A 17,891-nucleotide genomic window follows, 5' to 3' on the forward strand; every position below is an offset into this window, starting at 1 on the left:
AAATTTCTGATGGTGAATTGCCTATAGAATCATGAGGATAACTATTGAAAAAGAACACATGAATTACTGTAAAAAAGCCTTCCTATCTATAGATTTTCATTTGATTAAAAACACTGAAAATGTGCATTTTTTGTATCGGGAACTGTTTCGGGAGCGGTTGCGAACACGGTTTCATTGTAATTTCATTATCAGATATTTGACATCAGAACCCTATTGTTTCTAACTAGCAAGTGTTACAAGGACATTTCAATAAATAAACTTTCATTGAGAAGGTAAGAGCGAATTTTTTAAAGACATATACTTAAACATTACAGCCATGTTAGAAACAGCAGCAGAATCAAAAGTAATTTTAGGAGAAAAAGAATTTTTTAAAGGAATTGGTAAAATCCAATTTGAAGGACCTGAATCTAGAAACCCTTTAGCTTTCCGTTACTATGATGAGAACAGAGTAGTAGCAGGAAAAACAATGAAAGAGCATTTCAAGTTTGCTGGAGCTTACTGGCATAACATGTGTGGAGAAGGTAGTGATCCATTTGGTCCTGGTACTCGTGATTTCCCTTATGCTAATGTGGGCGATGCAGTAGAAAAGGCAAAAATGAAAATGGATTTTGCTTTTGAATTCTTTACAAAGTTAGGTCTTCCTTATTATTGCTTCCATGATTTCGATTTAGTTGATGAAGGTTCAACAGTTTTAGAATCTGAAAAAAGATTATCTGCCATCGTAGATTATGCAAAGCAAAAGCAAGAAGCTTCAGGAATGAAGTTACTATGGGGTACAGCAAATGCATTCTCTAACCCACGTTATATGAATGGAGCTTCAACAAATCCAGATTTTTCTGTTGTTGCTCATGCAGGTACTCAAGTGAAAAATGCATTAGATGCAACTATCGCTTTAGATGGTGAAAACTATGTATTCTGGGGTGGTAGAGAAGGTTATATGAGCCTTTTAAATACTGATATGAAACGTGAGCAAGAACATATGGCTAGATTCTTAACGATGGCCAGAGATTATGCTCGTAAACAAGGATTTAAAGGTAATTTCTTTATCGAACCAAAACCGGCAGAACCTACTAAGCACCAGTATGATTTTGATTCAGCTACAGTATTAGGGTTCTTAGAGAAATATGATCTAGCAGACGACTTCTACTTAAACTTAGAAGTAAACCACGCAACATTAGCAAGCCATACTTTCACTCATGAATTACAAGTAGCAGTTGATGCGGGTAAATTAGGATCTATCGATGCCAACAGAGGTGATTACCAAAATGGATGGGATACTGATCAATTCCCGAATAATATCTATGAAATCGTTGAAGCAATGTTGATTATTCTTCCTGCTGGCGGTTTTAAAGGTGGTGGAGTAAACTTCGATGCGAAGGTAAGAAGAAATTCAACTGATTTAGCAGATATGTTCTATGCACATATTGGTGGTATGGACCTTTTTGCTAGAGCTCTACTGATCGCTAACGATATCTTGGAGAATTCTGAGTACAACAAAATCAGAACAGACCGTTATGCTTCTTTTGATAATGGTGAAGGTAAATTATTTGAAGACGGTAAGTTGTCTCTAGAAGACTTGCGTAACATCGCAATTAAAACAGGCGAGCCTGTACCAACTTCAGGTAAGCAAGAATACCTTGAAAACTTGATTAATATGTATATCTAATCATTTCAGAGAATAAGTATATATAGTAAATGGATAACTAACACAAGGAGAGTCTTCTTGTGTTGGTTACCTATACTTTTTCAACTATCAACTCACGAACTCTCACTCAACTAAGGAATTAAAGCAATGAATGAAATGGACAACAATACTATACTAGAACATAAAATAGAACAAAAATCGCAGGTCAATTTTGGGTTTGTCATCAAGGTAACACTTGTGGCCGCATTAGGCGGATTACTCTTCGGATATGATACTGCAGTTATTTCAGGGGCTATAGGATCTCTTGAAACATTTTTTCAACTATCAGCAGCAGAGAAAGGTTGGGCAGCATCCAGTGCTTTGGTTGGTTGTATTATAGGAGCAGCAGCTGCAGGAAACTTAGCTACAATTCTAGGGCGTAAAAAGTCATTAATTATTGCAGGTATACTATTTTTTATATCTGCTTTTGGATCAGCAATACCTGAATCCTTCACAGTGTTTATCATCTTCCGAATCATCGGAGGGTTAGGAGTAGGTATTGCGTCTATGTTATCTCCAATGTATATCGCAGAGATAGCTCCGGCAGCTTACAGAGGTAGGTTGGTTTCATGCAATCAATTCGCCATTATTTTTGGTATGTTGGTCGTTTATTTTGTGAACTACTATATCGCAGGTCTAGGGGATAACAGTTGGATAGATACAGTAGGATGGAGATGGATGTTTGCTTCAGAATGTATTCCTGCATTAACGTTTACAGGATTACTATTTATTGTTCCAGAAAGCCCAAGGTGGTTGGCAATGAAAAATAGAGACGATGAAGCATTGAAAATATTAGATCAGATTTCGGAAAACGCTTCTTTATCATTAAATGATATAAAGCTATCACTTCATGCTTCTAAAAACGAAGTAAAAGTAAGTGTATTCCAGAAGCCATATATGTTTATTGTTTTTGTTGGTGTGATGTTATCCATCTTCCAACAAGTAACAGGAATTAATGTGTTCTTGTATTACGCTCCAGAGATTTTTAAAAAACTAGGAGGTGGAAATACAGATACAGCCTTATTACAAACCATAGTTGTGGGTAGTGTAAACCTATTATTTACAGTGATTGCAATTTTCTCTGTAGATAAATTTGGAAGAAAACCTCTCATGCTCATTGGGTCACTAGGAATGGGAATTTGTATCAGTGCAATTGGAACAGCAGCATACTTTGGCAATACAGACGTTTGGCTTTTAGCTTTTGTTTTAGGCTATATCGCTTGTTTTGCATTGTCACTAGGTCCAGTCGTTTGGGTCTTATTGTCTGAGATTATGCCTAACGCAGTAAGGGGAGTAGGGTTATCCATTGCTGTAGCATTTCAATGGATCTTCAACTTTATCGTTTCTCAGACCTTCCCAATGATGATGGATAATGACTATCTCTTCAATACGTATCATGGAGCATTTCCATTCTGGGTATATGGTTTTATGTGTTTGTTGACCATTCTTTTTGTTTGGAAGTATGTACCAGAAACAAAAGGAAAGTCTTTAGAGGAAATGGAAACTCTTTTCAAGTAATAGATCATTGCCTCATTTGAATGAGTAAGATAATTACAGCGATCAAAAAAATAATTTAATACGATGCAGTTTTTAGGTTTAGATATCGGAAGTTCATCAGTAAAAGTATCAGTTACTGATGAAATCGGAAAAGTGATAGTATCCGCTCAATATCCTGAAAAGGAAATGAAAATTGATGCTCCTCAGCCAGGTTTTGCAGAGCAAGATCCTGAAATGTGGTGGGATGCTATCAAAAAAGCAATTGAACAACTAAAGAAAGATCCTGCATTCAAAGGAGATGAACTTGGTGCTATTGGTATCACTTACCAAATGCATGGGTTAGTGATTGTTGATAATAAGAAAGAAGTGATCCGACCTTCTATTATCTGGTGTGATAGTAGAGCAGTTGAAATTGGTCAAGAAGCATTTGAGGCCATTGGAGAAGCAAACTGTTTAAAGCAGTTTATGAATTCTCCTGGAAACTTTACTGCATCAAAATTGAAGTGGGTAAAGGAAAATGAACCAGAGAACTTCAAAAAAATACACAAATTTATGTTACCTGGAGACTATATCAACATGAAGTTGACAGGAGAAATAAATACAACTATATCAGGTTTATCTGAAGGTATTTTATGGAACTTCAAGCACAACAGACTGAATACCGAGCTCCTAGAGCATTATGGAATACCATTCAATTTAGTGGCTGATTATAAAGAGGTGTTTACGGAACATGGTAAAGTTTCTTCACAAATCGCATTAGAATTAGGTATTAAAGAAGGAATTCCTGTTACGTATAAAGCAGGAGATCAACCCAATAATGCTTTTTCTCTAAATGTCGTTAACCCAGGTGAAATTGCAGCTACAGGTGGAACTTCTGGAGTTGTTTATGGGGTAACTGATGAAGTAAAATACGATCCAAAATCAAGAGTAAATCCATTTGCTCATGTAAATCATACTGAAGATACTCTTCGATTAGGTGTTTTATTATGTATCAATGGTACAGGTATTGCAAATTCTTGGCTCCAAAAAAATATTGCAGGCAATATGGATTATGAGGCAATGAATGTTGCAGCAGTAAAATCACCTATTGGAGCCAAAGGGGTAGTGTACCTACCGTTTGGTAATGGTGCTGAAAGAGTTTTGGAAAACAATAATGTTGGAGCGCACTATCTAAACTTAGACTTTAATAGACATTCTACAAACGAACTGATTAGAGCCACGCAGGAAGGAATCGTATTTTCATTCCAATATGGTATAGAAGTGATGCAAGAAATGGGCTTAAAACCAGCTGTAATTAGAGCAGGTTATGCCAATATGTTTATGAGTCCATTGTTCAGACAAACATTGGCAAACATCACAGGTGCTCCAATTGAATTATTAGATACAGATGGAGCAAGAGGTGCAGCGATAGGTGGAGCAGTAGGTGTTAAACACTTTTCATCATTAGAAGATGCATTCCAATCATTGAATGTGATCGAAACAATATATCCAAATATCGATGAGGTAGAAGAAACAAAACTAGCCTATCAAAATTGGAAAAAAATGCTTTTAAATATTTTAGATAAAGAGCCTCAAATGGTTTAATCTAGTTCATCAAATAATATAAAATCGATAGTTATGAAATTCTTTATTGACACAGCAAACTTAGGTGATATCGCACAAGCATATGACATGGGTATCTTGGACGGTGTAACTACTAACCCTTCTTTAATGGCTAAAGAAAATATAGTAGGTAATGCTAATATCAAGGCACACTATGCTAAAATCTGTGATATCGTAGAAGATAAGGTAAGTGCTGAGGTATTATCTACTGATTTGGAAGGAATGATCAAAGAAGGTGAAGAACTTGCAGCTATCTCTCCAAAAATCGTTGTAAAAATACCAATGATTAAAGATGGTTTAAAAGCAATCAAACATTTTTCGAAAAAAGGGATCCGTACAAACTGTACATTAATTTTTTCTGCAGGTCAAGCGCTTCTAGCGGCAAAAGCAGGAGCAACTTATGTATCACCTTTTATCGGTAGATTAGATGATGTATCACAAGATGGTATGTTACTAATTGAAGAAATCAAAGAAATTTTCTCTCAATATCCTGAGTTGAACACAGAAATTCTTGCAGCATCTGTACGTCATACAATGCACCTATTGAAATGTGCAAAAGTAGGAGCAGATGTAGCAACATGTCCTCTATCAGTTTTTGAAGCACTATTAAACCACCCTCTAACAGACAAAGGGTTGGCTCAGTTTATAGAAGCGGCGAAAACGATGCAAGAGGAATCGGCTTTAGTATAAACTTTAATTCCATGGGAAAGGAGGTCTTCTTTGATGGCCTTTTTTCTCTTTTTTTATATCAATGAAACCCAGCAAATAAGATCATTATCTGATCATTTCAACTAATTATATACCGAAATAAGATGAAAAATATTAATACACAGGCAGCTGATAATATTAGAATATTAGCAGCAGCGATGGTAGAAAAAGCAAAATCTGGCCACCCAGGAGGTGCGATGGGCGGAGCAGATTTTATTGAAATTTTATATAGTGAATTTTTAAATTTTGATCCTAAAGACCCTTCATGGCATGCAAGAGATCGTTTCTTTTTAGATCCTGGTCATATGTCGGCGATGCTTTATGGACAATTGTCTTTATTGAACTGTTTCTCAATGGAAGAGTTAAAACAATTTAGACAGTGGGGGAGCCCAACTTCAGGTCATCCAGAAGTTGATGTGCACAGAATGATAGAAAACACTTCAGGTCCTCTTGGGCAGGGACACGTTTTTGCGGTAGGTTCTGCTATTTCAGAGCGTTTTTTACAAAGTCGTTTTGGTAAAACTGTAGAGCATAAAACTTATGCATATATATCAGATGGCGGTATTCAAGAGGAGATATCACAAGGAGCAGGTAGAATCGCAGGTCATTTAGGTTTAAGTAACCTAATTATGTTCTATGATGCGAATGATATTCAATTATCAACAACTGTAGAAGAAGTAACAACTGAGGATACAGCTAAGAAATACGAAGCATGGCACTGGAATGTAATCACAATTGATGGCAATGACCCCGAGGCAATACGTTCAGCATTAAAAGCAGCAAATTCTGAAAAAGAAAGACCGACACTAATTATTGGTAAAACAGTAATGGGTAAAGGAGCGATTGATCAAGAGGGACAAAGTTTTGAAGGAAAATGTTCAACTCATGGTCAGCCTTTATCAAATTCAGGAGCAAGTTTCTCAGAAACAATAAAGAAATTAGGAGGTAACCCTGAAGATCCATTCCAAATTTTTGATGAAGTGAAGGCTCATTATGCAGAAGTAATTAAGAAGAAACAAGCTGCTGCTGATGAGAGAAAAGCTCAAGAAGAAGGGTGGAGTAAAATGTATCCTGAATTAGCAAACAAATTAGTTTCATTCTATGATCGAAAAAATACGGTTGTAGATTGGTCAAATATCACTCAAACTGAAGGTGTAGCTACTAGAGCAGCCTCAGGTAAAGTACTTGCTCACTTAGCGACTAGAGTTGAAAATATGATTGTTGCTTCTGCAGATTTAGCAGATTCAGATAAAACAGAAGCATTTTTAAAGAAAACAACTGCCTTTAAAAAGAATGATTTTAAAGGAGCATTCTTACAAGCAGGAGTGTCTGAGTTAACAATGGCTGCAATAGCAGTTGGAATGGGGTTACATGGAGGTGTTATTCCTGTCTGTGCAACATTCTTTGTATTCTCAGATTATATGAAACCAGTAATTAGAATTGCTTCATTAATGCAAACTCCTGTGATTTTCATGTGGACACATGATTCATTTAGAGTAGGTGAAGATGGACCAACTCACCAACCTATTGAGCAAGAAGCACAACTAAGGTTATTAGAGCAATTAAAAAATCATCACGGTCAACGAAGCTTCTTAGCATTACGCCCTGCGGATGCATATGAAACAACAAATGCATGGAAGTTAGCCGTAGAAAGTGCAGATAGACCTGTTGGTTTAATCTTCTCTCGTCAGAATATTCCTGCAATAGCTTCAGAAGAGCAACGTCTGAAAGATGCTGAATTCTTAAATAAAGGAGGTTATTCTGTATTGGAATTAGGAGGAAGCACTGATGTACAATTAATTGCTAATGGTTCTGAGGTCTCTACTTTATCATCTGTAGCTGTACTTCTAAATAAAAACTATGGTTTAGGAATTAAAGTGATTTCTGTACCATCAGAAGGTTTATTTAGAGATCAAGACAAAGAATACCAAGAAGAGGTATTGGACAAAAATATTCCGACTTTTGGTTTAACGGCAGGGTTACCGGTTACACTAGCAGGATTGGTTGATATTAATAACATCCACGGTTTAACTCACTTTGGATATTCTGCTCCTGCAGCTACTTTGGATCATGAATTTGGTTATACACCGGATAGAGTGGTAGAATGGTTATTACCTCAATTACAAAATGAAGGGATAGTAGAAATGGATCTATCGAAGTAAGATCTGATAGTTATCTAATAAATTAAAGTCGTTTATGCTTAGGTGTAAACGACTTTTTGTATTTTAAGAAGAGAGAAATAAAAAAAAGGTTATCCTATTTCTAGAATAACCTTTACTTGGTAGCGGGGACCAGACTCGAACTGATGACCTTCGGGTTATGAGCCCGACGAGCTACCAACTGCTCCACCCCGCACTATTTTTCTTAAATGCTTGGCAAAAGTAGAGGATTATTTTTTATAAAAAAAATTATTCTGCAACTTTATTACAAACAAAATTAAATACGATGATTAGATCAAAATTAGCCTTTATCACAGTAGCACTATTATTATTTCTTTCTTGTCAGAATGTGAATAAGACTTCATACCCTAAAGAACTAATAGCAACTTGGACGGTCAGTGAAATACAAGACAAACAGGTGACATTAATTAATCATGGTGAAGATTTACCAGCCAAAAGAGGGGGTAGAAATATTTATGAAATACTTAAAAAAGGAAAATTAAATCGTACAACTTTAGGAAGTAATGATAAACCTATCCAAGAAAGTGGGGTTTGGTCATTTAATTCTAAAGAACAAATGTTGACATTTGTAGTAAATGATGAATCTACTCAATACTACGTTCAATTATTAACAAATGATAAGTTGGAACTCAAACAAACAGGTGAGTGATTACGTTTAATTAGAAATCAAAGGAATTATTATCAGTACACGGTTTAATGAAGCTTAAAAACAAATTATTAGTTCTTGCTTCTTTATTATTTTTTTCGACAGCGATTTATCAAAGTTGTAAAAATACAGAAGACAAAGAACAGCAGCAGACAGAAGATGTTTTAGCTGTTGCAGAAGACTATCATACTTCTGTTGATCTACCTTATCCGGATTCAATCTTTGTGGGGACACAAACTTGTAGATCTTGTCATGAGGAAGAGTACCACCAATGGAAAGGATCTGATCATGATATGTCAATGAAAAAGGCAACGAAGGAAACCGTTTTGGGTAACTTCAATAATGCTCGCTTCTCTGACAATAATGTGAAGAGTAGATTTTTCATGAAAGGAGACAAATATTTTGTCAATACTCAAGGACCTGATGGTAAAAACCATGATTACGAGGTATTGTATACATTTGGTATCCGCCCTTTACAAAACTATATGGTTGAAATGGAAAAAGGGAAGATCCAAGTGATCAGAGAAACATGGGATAGTGAAAAGAATAAATGGTTTAACCAACATGATGACATGGATGACATTCAGCATTATGAATGGTTACACTGGGCGAATGGAGGTGGTAATTGGAACACCATGTGTGCAGACTGCCACTCTACGAATGTTCGTAAAAACTATGATTTCGAAAATGATTCTTTTGATACAAAATGGGCTATTATCAACGTAAGTTGTGAAGCTTGCCATGGACCAGGTAAAGCACATGTTGACTTTGCAAATTCAAAAGATTTTGAAGAGAAAAAAGACTTTGTAGAAGGCCTATATATTGAACAATTCAAAAAAGACGAAGACCAAAGAACATTGGTAGAATCTTGTGCGCCTTGTCACTCAAGAAGATCTCAATTAGTTCAGAATGCAAAGTTTGCTCAAAATTTCTATGATCAGTATGCACCAGAGATCTTGAGAGAAAATATGTACTATCATGATGGGCAGATTTTAAATGAGGTATATGTTTATGGTTCATTTATTCAATCTAAAATGTATCATGAAGGTGTAAAATGTACTGACTGTCATGATCCTCATAAAGCTGAATTAAAGTTTAAAGACTTAAACAAAGTATGTGCTTCATGTCATGAACCAAAGACTTATGATGTTAAAGCACACTCGAAACACAGCTTATCAGATAATGTGAGATGTGTTGATTGCCATATGGTAGGAGAAGTTTATATGGGTAATGATTACCGTAGAGATCATAGTTTCAGAACTCCTCGACCTGATTTAAGTTTAAAATATGAAGGAACTCCTAATGCATGTAATCAGTGCCATACTAAGAAATCTGTGAAATGGGCAGATACAAACTACAAAAAAATGTATGGAGAGTATAAGCACGATTGGAGAGATACATTAGCATTGGGTAGAAGTTATGATCCTGAATATATCGATGATCTAAGAAAAATGGTTGTGGAACAAAAGGCACCATTTATAGCAAGAGCAACTGCAGTATATTATTTAGCTAGAACAGGTGATCCATCTTCGATTGAAGCAGTAGCTAATGGTCTAAAAGATAAAGAACCTTTGGTAAGGACTACTTCAATTCAGAACTTATCACAATTGTCTCTTGATGAAAGAATCTCTTACATCAGTCCTTATTTAAACGATCCTGTACGAGGAGTACGTATTGCTGCCGCAATTGCCTTAGGCGATGTACCAGAAGGACGATTAAAAGGGAAATGGAAACAAGCCCATGAAGATGCAACTAAAGAAATGATGCATTATTTCCGTCAAGCCAAAGATTTTAGAGAAGGGCCATTTGGCGAAGGGCAGTATTATGAAAGAAGAAAAGAGTATGCTAAAGCCATTGACTGTTATTCTCAGTCATTGAAATTTGATACTTTGATGAATGAAGCAAGGTTAAGTTTAGCAAGAGTATATTCTATTCAAGGAAATACTGCTGCTGCAGAAAAGCAATTAGATAATGCAATATTGGTCGATCCAAATGCGGCAGATGTGTATTACTCTAAAGGTTTATTATATGCTGAAACTCAAGAATGGGATAAATCAGCACAAGCATTAAAGAAAGCAACAGAATTAGATCACTTTAATTCTAGAGCATTCTACAACCTTGGATTGGTGCTCCAAAAACAAAATAAATTGATGGAGGCTGAGAAAACATATATGCTTGGTCTTAAATACACGAAAGAAGATCCATCATTAAGATATGCCTTAGCAGCGTTGTATGAGCAAACAGGACAAAAACAAAAAGCTCAGTTGTATTGGCAATGGTTACGTTCTAGATATCCTAACGATCCTAGATTTAGATAATCAAAAAGTGATATAAATTATTAAAGGGCTTTGTAGTACTACTATAAAGCCCTTACTTTTGTGGCTCAAACAAATAAATCATAATTCAAATTTCCATAACCATGAAAGTAGGTATTATCATGGGTAGCCAATCTGATTTAAAAGTAATGTCAGAGGCAGCTCAAGTTCTAGAAGATTTAGGTGTTGACTACGAATTAACAATCGTATCGGCTCATAGAACACCAGAAAGAATGTTCGAATATGCTACTACTGCTAAAGAAAGAGGATTGGCAGCAATAGTAGCTGGAGCAGGTGGAGCGGCACACTTACCAGGAATGGTAGCTTCTATGACATCATTACCTGTAATCGGTGTACCTGTAAAGTCAAGAAACTCAATTGATGGTTGGGACTCGATTTTATCTATTTTACAAATGCCTTCAGGAGTTCCTGTGGCAACAGTAGCTTTAGATGGAGCTAAAAATGCAGGTATTCTAGCGGCAAAAATTGTTGGTGCTACTAATGATACTGTATCAAAAAATATCGATAAGTTTATGCAGGATATGAAAGATAAAGTATTGGATTCTGCTGAAAGCGTTGAAAAAGAAGGCTGGAAATCAAAGATCTAGTAAATACTAAATAGTATATATATGGAAAGGTATAGTGATGTTACAACATGGCTATACCTTTTTTCATGACGAACTTTTAGTAGCCTTTTTATAGTAAATAAGCACTTTATAGAGTCTTAATATTTATTCTACTTAATCTTTGGCATAAAGTAAACTTAACTAACTACTTCTTCGTCAAGGTAAAATATGTCAGTTTTTAATTGAATAACGGAAAGGCCAAACTAAGTTTTGTCAGTAATTTTTGACGATTCATGTCAAAATGTCCTAAAAAATCAATTGGCACACCCCTTGTCTAATAGATGTTGTCTTTCGATTAAAATAATGGTTAGACAACTGAAAAAGATTTAAAAAATTAAAGAAATAAATTAAAACAAGTTATGGGAAAAATCATTGGTATTGATTTAGGAACAACGAACTCATGTGTATCCGTAATGGAAGGTAACGAGCCAGTTGTTATTGAAAACGCAGAAGGTAAAAGAACAACTCCTTCTATCGTAGCATTTTTACAAGATGGCGAGCGTAAAGTAGGTGACCCTGCTAAACGTCAAGCTATTACAAACCCAAAAAACACTATCGCATCTGTTAAGCGTTTTATGGGTAAACAATATTCTGATGCAGGTAACGAGATCTCTCAAATGGCGTATGACGTTGTTGAAGGTCCTAACAATACACCAAGAGTAAAAATTGGTGACAAATTATATACTCCTCAAGAAATTTCAGCAATTACACTTCAAAAAATGAAGAAAACTGCTGAGGATTACTTAGGTTCTGAAGTTTCTGAAGCTGTAATTACAGTACCAGCATACTTCAACGACGCAGAGCGTCAAGCAACTAAAGAAGCAGGTGAAATTGCAGGTTTAAAAGTTTCTCGTATTGTAAACGAGCCAACTGCTGCAGCATTAGCTTACGGTTTAGATAAAGCAAATCAAGATAAGAAAATCGCAGTATTTGACCTTGGTGGTGGTACTTTCGATATCTCTATCTTAGAATTAGGTGATGGTGTATTCGAAGTATTATCAACTAACGGTGATACACACTTAGGTGGTGATGACTTTGATAAAGTAATCATCGACTGGTTAGCTGAAGAATTTATGAAAGATCACCCTACAATCGATCTTCGTAAAGACCCAATGGCATTACAACGTTTGAAAGAAGCTGCTGAAAAAGCTAAAATTGAGCTTTCTGCAGGTGCTAAAACAGACATCAACTTGCCATACATCACTCCAGTAGATGGTGTACCTCAACACTTAATGAAAGAATTATCTCGTTCTGATTTCGAACGTTTAGCTGATTCTTTAGTACAAAGATCATTAGAGCCTTGTCGTAAAGCATTACAAGATGCTGACTTATCTACTTCAGATATTGACGAAGTAATCTTAGTAGGTGGTTCTACTCGTATTCCTAAAGTACAAGAAGAAGTTGAGAAATTCTTCGGTAAAAAACCTTCTAAAGGTGTTAACCCAGATGAGGTTGTAGCTATTGGTGCTGCTATCCAAGGTGGTGTATTAACAGGTGAAGTAAAAGACGTTCTTTTATTAGACGTAACTCCACTTTCTTTAGGTATCGAAACTATGGGTGGTGTGATGACGAAGTTGATCGAAGCTAACACTACGATCCCAACTAAGAAATCACAAGTATTCTCAACTGCTGCTGATAACCAACCAGCTGTAGAGATCCACGTATTACAAGGTGAGCGTCCTGTTGCTTCAGGTAACAAAACTTTAGGTCGTTTCAGCTTAACGGATATTCCTCCAGCGCCAAGAGGTGTACCTCAAATTGAAGTAACTTTTGATATCGATGCGAACGGTATTGTAAATGTATCTGCTAAAGATAAGGCTACAAACAAAGAGCAATCAATCAAAATCGAAGCTTCATCAGGTTTAACTGAGGAAGAAATCCAAAGAATGAAAGATGAGGCTGCAGCTAACGCTGACGCTGATAAGGCTACTAAAGAGAAAGCTGAGAAATTAAACGAAGCAGACTCAATGGTATTCCAATCTGAGAAACAATTGAAAGAGTATGGTGATAAACTTTCTGAAGGTAACAAAACAGCAATCGAAGCTGCATTGAAAGACCTGAAAGAAGCTCACGCAGCTCAAGATGTAGATAAAATTCAGCCTGCTTTAGATGCATTAAATGCAGCATGGCAAGCGGCTTCTCAAGAGATGTACCAAGCTACAGGTGGTGACGCAGCAGGTGCTGCTGGCGCTGAAGGTGCTCCAGGTGCTGATCAACAACAAGGTGGTAACGACGCAGATGACGTTACTGACGTTGACTTCGAAGAAGTAAAATAATTTAGATAGCGATATTTAAATAATAGAGTTTATTAGAGGTTTTGTTCATAATTTTTGAACAAAACCTCTTTTTTTTACCGATTGTAGTAATTTATACGCTCTACTTTTTACCTTTACAAAAAGGTAAATACTGCTAACACATTGAATGATTTTTAATAAAGGCTTACATACCACGACATTTTTACTTGTCTTTTTGATAATAACACAGCTAAAGGCGCAAACATCAATCGAAGATACAGATATCCAATTAGCCATTACAATAGATAGTGCTATCTACCATGGTGATGGAAGTACTGTAGATCAGCATATCGATTATGACGTTTTCACTCAAAGAGTTTTCAAAGGATTACATCAGTCTTCTTTTGATTGGAAGGAGTATGCAGAAGTATTTAGACAACAACTAAGACTTGGAGATTTGTTAATTGAACAAATCGGCAGAGAAGGAGAGTATAGTTTTGTAAAAGTTATAGAGGACGAAAATGGTAATAAAAATCTACTATACCGTATGATTGAAGGTGATGGTATGCTCGATTATAATGAGATGTTGATTGCCAAAAATCACTTAGGTCAATGGAATGTTGTCGATGTTTATTTTTATCTGGGGGGAGTCTATTTTTCTGATATTATAGGAACACTTATCGCTTTAGAAAACCCAGATCTTATCCCTAATAAATCTTTTAGAAAATCTCTTTTAAAAGTCCGTGATTTGTATGGATATAACCAAGAAGGAATGTTTGGGAATACCATTGAGCAATACGACTCGTTATCAAATTACTTTAAAAAAGAAAAAACAGCCCGTTTAGCATTAATTCAGGCATATGCTGGACAAGGTGGTATTACAGAGTTTGAAGAACAAAAAGCCCTTTATCTAGACGATTTTCCTTACGATAAAAGTATTAGACTTCTTTTAATGGAAGTATATGGGAGCTTAGATAACTTTGAAATGGCATATGCGATGAATAATAAACTCTCAGAATTGATAGGAGGTGATGAATACTTAATGTTACGAGAAGCAGAAATCTATCTTTCTTGGGAGAAAACATCAAAAGCTAAGAAGGTATTAAAGAAATTATTGAAGTCAGAAAGTTTTGAGACGGATGCTAGGCTTCTTTTAATGGATACATACTATATCGAAAAAAATTACAAATCCTTACTTACTGAACTATTAAAGGTTTCAGATATGGTAGGGGTAACACCTGAGGAAATTCTCCCTAAAGAAAGTTATCCATTATTTTATTCTTCTAGTTATTGGGAGAAATGGAAGAAACAACAATCATAAATAAGGAGTAAAAAAAAAAGGCCCAAGTAAGTATTAAACTTTCTTGGGCCTTTTTTATTCATTACAAAGACTTATGCTTTTGCCATTAAAGCATCTTCAAGTTTTGTATATTCTAATCCAAATGCATCAGCAACAGCTTTGTATACAACATCGCCATTGATAATATTTAGACCTTTCTTTAATTCTTCGTTTTCTAGACAAGCTTTTTCCCATCCTTTATCTGCTAATTGAATAGCATATGGAAGAGTAGCATTTGTAAGAGCTAATGTTGAAGTATAAGGAACTGCACCAGGCATGTTTGCTACACAGTAGTGCATTACACCATCTACTTCAAATACTGGTTCAGCATGAGTAGTAGGTTTTGTAGTTTCAAAACATCCACCTTGATCTACAGCTACGTCTACTAATACAGCCCCAGGCTTCATTGTAGGAAGCATATCTCTAGTGATTAGGTGTGGAGCTTTAGCGCCAGGAATAAGTACTGCACCAATTACTAAATCAGCATCTTTGATTTCTTCTCTGATATTGTGCTCAGATGAAACCATTGTCTTAACATTTGCAGGCATAATATCATCTAACTGACGTAAACGGTATAGATCAATATCCATAATAGTTACATCAGCACCCATACCAGCAGCAATTTTTGTAGCTTGAGTACCTACGATACCACCACCAATTACAATTACTTTAGCAGGTTTCACACCAGGAACACCTCCTAATAAAATACCACGACCACCAACTGGCTTCTCTAGGTATTTAGCTCCTTCTTGAGATGCCATTCTACCGGCTACTTCAGACATAGGAATTAATAGAGGTAGACTTCTATCAGCTCTTTCAACTGTTTCATATGCCAAACAAACAGATTTTTGTTCGATCATTGCTTTCGTTAATGGTTCATACGAAGCAAAGTGGAAGTACGTAAACAGAAGTTGATTTTCTTTGATTAGAGGGTATTCAGCCTCAATCGGTTCTTTTACCTTCATGATCATCTCTGCAATTGCATAAGTATCCTCAATAGTAGGAAGAACTTTAGCACCAGCAGCAATGTATTCCTCGTCAGAGAAACCGCTACCATTACCTGCAGTAGCCTGAATGTAAACTTCGTGTCCTCTTTTAATGAGTTCTTTCGCACCACCAGGAGTTAGTGCAACACGGTTTTCGTTGTTTTTAATTTCCTTAGGAACGCCAATAATCATGGTTGTATGTTATTTATATATGTGTATAGTAAAAAATTTCGATGTAATACTCCCTTGGTCTGGGAGATTGAAGTTATCGCAAATGTAATAATATTGAATTATTTACATAACGTTTTTAAAAATATTTTTTTGTTTGATGTCAGTTTTAATAGGTTTTATTCTGATTTGGGTATAAAAAAGCCTCATATACAGAATAAAAAGTATATGAGGCGATTTGTAGATGTGTGTATATTTTTGATCTATTTAGTAACCAAGTGACTGGTTTTCAACAGAAGCTTTCTCTAATAACTTAGCATATTGGTCCGCAGTAACATCTTTCGAGAAGTAACGGATTGGATTAACTTTCTTCTTTTTATGAATTACTTCATAATGAAGGTGAGGAGCTGTACTAGACCCTGTACTACCTACTTCACCAATTTTTTGACCACGAGTTACATGTTGTCCTCTCTTTACATAGAATTTAGACATGTGTGCATACTTTGTTACATAGCCAAAACCATGATCTACCTCGATTTCCCATCCATAACCTCTATTTGATTTTCTAGCTTTAATAACTTTACCATCACCAGTGGCATAAATAGAAGATCCTTTTGGAGCAGAGAAGTCTACACCTGTATGCATCTTCTTTACTTTTAGAATAGGGTGGATTCGTAGACCAAAACCTGAAGCAAAACGTTTTAAGTCTTTGTTGTCTACAGGTTGGATAGCTGGGATCGCTGCAAGCATCTTAGATTTATTAAGTGCTAAGTCTACAATCTCATCGTAAGATTTAGTTTGAACGTACATTTGTCTCTTAAGATTGTCAATCTTAGACAATGTCGTAAGAATCATATCTTCACGAGCTAGTTTTTTATCTAATAGATCTTGATACTTTTGAGATCCACCAGCACCAGCTTGTCTAATTTCTTGCGGAATAGGCTCTGCTTCAAAAATTACTCTATAGATTTTATCATCACGGTCTTGTAAAGACACTAAAACGTCCTTTACCTCATTGACCTCCTTTTGAAGTAATTCATGAGAATATAGTAAATCAGTATTTTCTTTCTTTAATCTAGCTTCTTCAGCAGAAGGAAAATACTTAATGTAGATAGCGGAAAAGAAGAATCCGAACAGTGAACATGCAAATAATAAGCCTGTAATATTAACAAACATATCTAATGGAGAGGTCTTAACTCTCTCATACCTACACGTTTCTGTATCGTAATAGTATTTAATTTTTGCCATATAATATTAGAATCAAAAAGATTCTATAATAGTTCAACCTGCAAATAAATAAAAAATACCCACTTTTTCAAGTGTGAAATCTATAGCTCCTTACATGTGTATTATGATTACTAAGGGATTAATAATTAGGGATATATTAGTATACAGTACTTATAAGTGTGTTTTAGTGGATTCTTAATGATCTAAAATACTATTTGACTTTAAAAAAAGATATTATACTTTTGCACTCCCTTCAAACGGAAGGCTAAATGAAAAACACTTCTTGTGAGTACTATTCATTTCAACATTTTGCAAAGAAGATAGTGATGCAAATTAAAATTTCAAATGAAATCAAATAAGCATTGCATATTAAATTTCTATTCTTACCTTTGCACTCGCTTCTGAAAAGAGGCGGTTATAAAAGACTAAAACGTTAGTCTTATTTAAGCAGAGAGTGGGAGTTGAAAATCTTCAGAAAGTAGCTCGAAAAAATAAAATAATTTTTTTTAAAAAAGAGTTTGGAGATTAAAATTTAGTTCTTACCTTTGCACTCGCTTCTCAAACGGAGTAGCACAAAACAAACTGATATACAGTTCATTGGGCAATGTCTCAAACGTTCTTTTAATGTATTGAAAAGTAATTACAAGATCAGCGAAAGCGGATCCATAAAAGACAATTC

General features: G+C 35.5%; 12 protein-coding genes and 1 tRNA gene. 10 read left to right on the forward strand and 3 right to left on the reverse strand.

The annotated features are described in order from the left end of the window. The first annotated feature begins 316 nt into the window (after positions 1-316). The 5 genes from xylA to HGP29_RS26755 all read left to right on the forward strand — a co-directional run bounded on the left by xylA (position 317) and on the right by HGP29_RS26755 (position 7,653). Positions 317-1,666, forward strand: a complete 1,350-nt coding sequence (gene xylA / locus HGP29_RS26735) for a xylose isomerase (RefSeq protein ID WP_168885540.1) — start codon at positions 317-319, stop codon at positions 1,664-1,666. A gap of 135 nt (positions 1,667-1,801) precedes the next feature. After that, positions 1,802-3,202 (forward strand): sugar porter family MFS transporter, encoded by a 1,401-nt coding sequence (locus HGP29_RS26740; protein WP_168885541.1) that lies wholly within the window; start codon positions 1,802-1,804, stop codon positions 3,200-3,202. A 63-nt stretch (positions 3,203-3,265) separates the two neighbouring features. After that, the gene (locus HGP29_RS26745; protein WP_168885542.1) at positions 3,266-4,765 is read left to right on the forward strand and encodes a xylulokinase; all 1,500 of its coding nucleotides are present in this window, start codon (positions 3,266-3,268) and stop codon (positions 4,763-4,765) included. 33 nt (positions 4,766-4,798) lie between these two features. Further along, positions 4,799-5,473 (forward strand): fructose-6-phosphate aldolase, encoded by a 675-nt coding sequence (gene fsa / locus HGP29_RS26750; RefSeq protein ID WP_168885543.1) that lies wholly within the window; start codon positions 4,799-4,801, stop codon positions 5,471-5,473. Positions 5,474-5,595: 122 nt separating this feature from the next. Further along, entirely contained in the window at positions 5,596-7,653 is a 2,058-nt protein-coding gene (locus HGP29_RS26755; protein ID WP_211093431.1) for a transketolase family protein, read from the forward strand. Positions 7,654-7,770: 117 nt separating this feature from the next. Here the strand turns inward: HGP29_RS26755 and HGP29_RS26760 are convergent. Then, a tRNA-Met gene (locus HGP29_RS26760) sits at positions 7,771-7,846 on the reverse strand. Between the two features lie 90 nt (positions 7,847-7,936). On the opposite strand from HGP29_RS26760, the gene HGP29_RS26765 reads away from it, so the two are divergent. The 5 genes from HGP29_RS26765 (at position 7,937) to HGP29_RS26785 (ending at position 14,813) form a co-directional block, all read left to right on the forward strand. Next, positions 7,937-8,320: a hypothetical protein gene (locus HGP29_RS26765; RefSeq protein WP_168885544.1), complete on the forward strand. Its 384-nt coding sequence runs from the start codon at positions 7,937-7,939 to the stop codon at positions 8,318-8,320. A gap of 47 nt (positions 8,321-8,367) precedes the next feature. Further along, positions 8,368-10,635, forward strand: coding sequence for a tetratricopeptide repeat protein (locus HGP29_RS26770; protein ID WP_168885545.1), 2,268 nt, complete (start codon positions 8,368-8,370; stop codon positions 10,633-10,635). Between the two features lie 95 nt (positions 10,636-10,730). Next, entirely contained in the window at positions 10,731-11,240 is a 510-nt protein-coding gene (gene purE, locus HGP29_RS26775; protein WP_317169971.1) for a 5-(carboxyamino)imidazole ribonucleotide mutase, read from the forward strand. Positions 11,241-11,617: 377 nt separating this feature from the next. After that, a complete protein-coding gene (gene dnaK, locus HGP29_RS26780) occupies positions 11,618-13,534 on the forward strand; it encodes a molecular chaperone DnaK (RefSeq protein WP_168885547.1) in 1,917 nt (638 codons plus the stop codon). A gap of 145 nt (positions 13,535-13,679) precedes the next feature. Next, entirely contained in the window at positions 13,680-14,813 is a 1,134-nt protein-coding gene (locus HGP29_RS26785; RefSeq protein ID WP_168885548.1) for a tetratricopeptide repeat protein, read from the forward strand. A 71-nt stretch (positions 14,814-14,884) separates the two neighbouring features. On the opposite strand, the gene ald is transcribed toward HGP29_RS26785, so the two are convergent. Together ald and HGP29_RS26795 are read right to left on the reverse strand one after the other, a co-directional pair. Further along, positions 14,885-16,009 carry an alanine dehydrogenase gene (gene ald / locus HGP29_RS26790; protein ID WP_168885549.1) on the reverse strand — a complete coding sequence of 375 codons (1,125 nt, stop codon included), beginning with the start codon at positions 16,007-16,009 and terminating at the stop codon, positions 14,885-14,887. A 243-nt stretch (positions 16,010-16,252) separates the two neighbouring features. Then, positions 16,253-17,233 (reverse strand): M23 family metallopeptidase, encoded by a 981-nt coding sequence (locus tag HGP29_RS26795; protein ID WP_168885550.1) that lies wholly within the window; start codon positions 17,231-17,233, stop codon positions 16,253-16,255. Positions 17,234-17,891 lie beyond the last annotated feature (658 nt).

It is taken from the genome of Flammeovirga agarivorans (assembly GCF_012641475.1).
Lineage (GTDB): Bacteria > Bacteroidota > Bacteroidia > Cytophagales > Flammeovirgaceae > Flammeovirga > Flammeovirga agarivorans.